Origin of the sequence: Rheinheimera muenzenbergensis, from assembly GCF_036984005.1 — a bacterium.
Classification (GTDB): Bacteria; Pseudomonadota; Gammaproteobacteria; order Enterobacterales; family Alteromonadaceae; genus Alishewanella; species Alishewanella muenzenbergensis.
The window spans coordinates 1-1,849 of the sequence record NZ_JALAAR010000042.1 but is presented as its reverse complement, the minus strand read 5'-3'; the positions used below and the strand labels follow the sequence as shown (position 1 = coordinate 1,849).

At 44.4% G+C, this 1,849-nt stretch carries 4 protein-coding genes; all 4 read right to left on the bottom strand.

The window, feature by feature from the left end:
* Positions 1 to 143: 143 nt before the first annotated feature.
* The 4 genes from MN202_RS20445 to MN202_RS20430 all read right to left on the bottom strand — a co-directional run bounded on the left by MN202_RS20445 (position 144) and on the right by MN202_RS20430 (position 1,758).
* Positions 144 to 377 carry a hypothetical protein gene (locus tag MN202_RS20445; protein ID WP_335737980.1) on the bottom strand — a complete coding sequence of 78 codons (234 nt, stop codon included), beginning with the start codon at positions 375 to 377 and terminating at the stop codon, positions 144 to 146.
* Positions 374 to 751 (bottom strand): Tse2 family ADP-ribosyltransferase toxin, encoded by a 378-nt coding sequence (locus MN202_RS20440; RefSeq protein ID WP_335737979.1) that lies wholly within the window; start codon positions 749 to 751, stop codon positions 374 to 376. The genes MN202_RS20445 and MN202_RS20440 overlap by 4 nt, the downstream gene beginning before the upstream one ends.
* Before the next feature lie 105 nt (positions 752 to 856).
* Positions 857 to 1,219, bottom strand: a complete 363-nt coding sequence (locus MN202_RS20435) for a hypothetical protein (RefSeq protein ID WP_335737978.1) — start codon at positions 1,217 to 1,219, stop codon at positions 857 to 859.
* Between the two features lie 95 nt (positions 1,220 to 1,314).
* Positions 1,315 to 1,758, bottom strand: coding sequence for an Imm26 family immunity protein (locus tag MN202_RS20430; protein WP_335737977.1), 444 nt, complete (start codon positions 1,756 to 1,758; stop codon positions 1,315 to 1,317).
* Positions 1,759 to 1,849 lie beyond the last annotated feature (91 nt).

Genomic DNA, 1,849 nt, shown 5'->3' with positions numbered 1-1,849 from the left:
TGGGAACATTCCCGGAGTAAGTGTGGTTCAATAACAGGTAGTGGCTGAGAGCTCCGCGCAGCGGCTTAGTTCAACGCCCCAAGCACCCGGCCAAAACGCGAACGAAGTAAGCGTTTTGGGTCGGGTGCCTTGGCTTGTTAACTTCATAGTTGTTCGCGTGAAAAATTAATTATATTTACACCGTATCTTTCTACCGCCTTCTCTTTAAGCGGCTTTAAAAGGAGCCTAACCTCAATTAGGTCATTGCCGATATCTGCGATTTCATCTTCGTCATTCGATGATTCGCAAATATTTGACATCTTTTTCTCCATTTCCGTCAGAGCCTCAAGAATTATTTTGAGCTCTGACTCTACTAGATTTAGCTGAAAATCACTCATACCACTTTACCTTCTTTCTTAAAGACTCTTGTTGCTCTAAGCGCCATTTCTTCGAGCAGACCTTTAAATTTGTCAATCGGCATATTTTGTATAGGAGATATGCAATAGTGGTGAGGTTTATCCTGCACCATTTTCAGACCAACTGGCGGTTTAGTATTTGGTGGGAATCTCCAAACCCAACCAGTCATCGGGGATTCATTTATCCCTTCTTTATCAAAGACACTTATACCCTTGCCATTGGCAATAATTACTCGAATTCCATTAACCTCCATTGTATCAACGTCCCTTGGTCGAACATTCGATAGTTTTGGACTTGTGGAATTGCCGAGCCTGAAAAGCTCTTCTGGGACAATAAAAAATTCCTTTGGGAACATGATGATCTCCTTTTCATGATTAGAAGTTAACGCAAAGCACACGGGCGGAAAAACGCGACAGCGTTTGACGTCCCAGTGGCCGCAGGCCACGAGTGATGCGCCTTGTTAGGCATACTGCGCACCAACCATGAATAAAGGCAACCAAACGGCAACCGATACAAACATAACACCGGTGATGGCAAAAAATGCAGCACTACCAGCAGCGTGCGAAAAATATACCGTTGGGCGACTGGCTAGGTGTTTATGAAAGTTGTTTGATATTGTTTTGAATGTGGCTTTTATTATGTCGATTTGGAACTGTGCCCAGGTAAGAAAAGGCTTGAGCGCGATAAGTAAACACGCAAATGCCACCTCTAAGCCCGCTACCTCAACGAACAACAGCAGGTAACCGGCAAATGGTGTTGCTATTAAAATTGCCAGAAGCATCAATGCTCTTTTTAACCAAACGTGACGATTAAGAAAATCCATCTACAGTCCTTATTGCCTAACGCAAAGCACACGGGCGACAGGCCGCGCAGCGGGTTGGCGTCCCAGCGACCAGCGGGAGCGAGTGCTGCGTATTGTTATGCGTAGCCATGCCGCTGCACCCCAGGTAATAACAGCTTTTGATAATAATTTGAGTCATGCATTTCATCCCATGCACGCAAACCAAAGAAAGCCGATAAAAACATTTGGATGTTACCCGAACCAATAACCGTAGCTCCAATCCACCCATCTGTCTCTGCTTCCCGATATGGAAGTTTGCAACTTGATATTTGTACTGGCGTATTTGCGATACGACTCCATGTCCCATTATTAAAAAGATCTTTGGTCACAAACTGAACAGAAATAGGACTGAAGAGATGTTCGATATCACAGTTTTCATCTGTATTCCGCACGGTAAAGAATGCGCATGTTATCGAATTCAAAACTTCTTTTTGTATTTCAACAATCTGTCCGAGGACCGAAGAATTATCTTCAATTGGCACCCAAAAAGTATCGCCGACTTTAGCTATCTGTCTTGGCATGATTCTCCACTACGCATAGACATAATGACTCCCCACGAGGTGCTGACCTCCTGCTTCGTGGGTTAGCTTTGCAGCCAGAGCCATACTGTAT